The sequence below is a fragment of the Pedobacter chitinilyticus genome (assembly GCF_003313385.1).
In the GTDB taxonomy this organism is placed as follows: Bacteria; Bacteroidota; Bacteroidia; order Sphingobacteriales; family Sphingobacteriaceae; genus Pedobacter; species Pedobacter chitinilyticus.
The window spans coordinates 1,039,389-1,042,086 of record NZ_QMHN01000001.1; the positions used below are offsets into that span (position 1 = coordinate 1,039,389).

2 protein-coding genes are annotated in these 2,698 nt (G+C 41.1%); both read right to left on the reverse strand.

What is annotated here, in order from left to right:
• Positions 1-347: 347 nt before the first annotated feature.
• A complete protein-coding gene (locus DUT70_RS04420; RefSeq protein WP_113646063.1) occupies positions 348-782 on the reverse strand; it encodes a hypothetical protein in 435 nt (144 codons plus the stop codon).
• A 577-nt stretch (positions 783-1,359) separates the two neighbouring features.
• The gene (locus DUT70_RS04425) at positions 1,360-2,388 is read right to left on the reverse strand and encodes a response regulator (protein WP_113646064.1); all 1,029 of its coding nucleotides are present in this window, start codon (positions 2,386-2,388) and stop codon (positions 1,360-1,362) included.
• Positions 2,389-2,698: the final 310 nt, after the last annotated feature.

The window sequence follows — 2,698 nt, forward strand, 5'->3', positions numbered from 1 at the left end:
TAATGAACTAATGAGCCAGTGAACATATGACCAGTTGGTAGTTAACAGTTATGAGTTATCAGTTACCAGTTATGAGTTAACAGTTAACCGATTAGACACATCAACAGCTAACCAAGCTGCTAGAGATCCTTCGCTCCTGAAGAGTAGGTACAGGTAACGCTTTAGATGACAATAGTGCTTACTAATGAACTAATGAGCCAGTGAACAAATTACAATTTGTAAAAAACACCCCACCTGATGCGTCCCCCTAAAGGCGAGAAATTTGGAAACTACACATCTAAATACTAAATACTAATATCTAAATACTAACCCCTAACCCCTAGTCCCTAACCCCTAATTCCTAATCCCTAATCCCTAATAAACACAAACTGCTTCCCCTCATCAAAATCAATAGGTACCGCAGGATCAAAATGTGCAATACCCATAGTCATTTTAGTAAAACCCTCACCCATCACCAAACGCTGATCCCTAATTAAAAAAGCGACAGGCTTACGTTTCCATTCCAATTTGTAATGCAGAAAGTGATATTCCCCAATCAAAGTATCCCCTTTAACCAATCCCTTAACAGTACCCGAGTCCCTATAAACCCCATGTTCATTAATCATTAAAGTACCACTAAATATTTCCTTCGATTGATTAAGAAGCACAATAGCAGTATCGCCCCGCTTATGGGCCACATACTTCACATAAGTAAGTTGGGTAGGTTTTTGATGGCTATTTCCACAAGCCACGACAAAACATAGCCCTATCAATACCACTAAAATGCTTTTGAATAAATGCATAGATAAGCGCTAAGTTAAAGGTTTCCCTTAAATAAAGGAATGATTAGTGTCTAGCAGTAAGAGTGAGCACTGCTAAATCCCATCTCATTTTCAAGGAGTACCTGTTCCGATACTTCAGAAGGGTTAGGGAGAGGTCCCTTTGCTTGTTACCCTCTCTGTCCTTTGGACATCTATTGATAAGTACGCTATTATATTTTGGCATCAATGAGCTTGCTACACTTCGGTTCTCCCTAAAAGGGCGAGAGGCGTGCATAGTAACGGATTCAGCAATTAACCAAATAACCAGTTAAACGAATAAACAGTGCTTAAAGAGATTCTTCGCTACCGAAGAGTCGGTACAGGTGCGCTCTGAATGACAAACTGCGGTCGGGATGACGATATAGGAATGGAACTAGCAATAACCAATCAGCGGTAAAATCAGCGTAATCTGCGGTAACAATCAACCAGTTAAACAAATCACCAATTAACCAATACCCCCCGATGCGCACCCTCTAAAACAATTTCGAAATTACGCACCTAACTACTAACCCCTAACTACTAACCACTAGCCACTAGCCACTAACTACTAACCCCTAAATCACTGCTTAATTTGACTCAAACGATCAATAGAAACCACAAAAATAGCATTCCCGTGTTTCTCAATCAGTTTCTCCTCCTTAAAATCGGCCAACATACGACTTACCGTTTCACTAGCAGTACCAACAAAAGCCGCTAAATCATCTCTGGAGATCTTTAAAGTACAAGTATCCTCTTTATCATTGGCAAACTTTCGGGCCAGTTGCACCAAAGCTTCTGCCACACGCTTACGCACTGAAAAATACGCCAATTTCAACATCTGTTCCTCCTTAAAGCGGATATTTCCCGAGAGCAGTTCAATAAAAGCAGTCGCCATTTCCTGATGGTTAAACAAAGCATCCATAAAATCAGCCTTAGGAATCAGCAACAGCTCACTATCCATTAAAGTGGCGGCATTATCTGCATAACTTACCCCACAGCACAAACTCTCGTAACCAAAAAAATCACCATCCTTATAAATATTCGAAGAAAGCTCTCGCCCATCCTTAAAGCGCTTATAAGTTTTTACCTGTCCACTTTTAATGAAATACAAATAAGCAGGCTCATCATTCTCCACATAAATCACCTGTTTACTCGCAAAACTCCTGCTTTTGCCCCGTTGCTTCAGCTCCGCAAAAATGGTCTGTAAATCCTTAGGTGCCGCTTTAAAGCCCACCGTTTGACTTTTCTTTTTGAGACGACTCTCAATGGCATTAAACAACTCCAAATCATCAAAAGGCTTAGTCAGATAATCATCAGCACCCATTTCCATGCCTTTGCGCATATCAGCCCTTTCCGCCTTTGCCGTCATGAAAATAAAAGGAATACTGGCCAGTTTAGGATTTTTGCTTAGCAAATACAATACCCCATAACCATCCAATTCAGGCATCATGATATCACACAAGATAATATCAGGCGAAGTACTTAAAGCCATCTCTACCCCTAATTTACCATTCTTGGCCGATAAAGCTTCATAGCCCGCCAAAGTCAATACCTCTACCGTACCCTCTCTAATGTCGTCGTTATCTTCAATAACCAATACCTTTTTCATGATCTTTTATTTATGTTGATGAAACAACAGAATTCATCTTATTTATAACAATTACTTTCAATTCGCACTAACCAATAGTCGTTATGTCAAGCTAGCAAGCCTTAAGCGTGGGCAAACACCAAACATCCCAAACTAAGCACCTATCAAGCCAAAAGCTCGGACAAATATCCCCATGCACAACTAGCCATCATGTCAAGCCCCAGCATCCCCTCTCCGTTACCCTAAACCCCGACCTTGGCTTTTGCGGCAACCACAACATCCGCCCCAGCACAAACTTCAATAGCAAAAGGCGCAGTCGGCGACTTTTCCT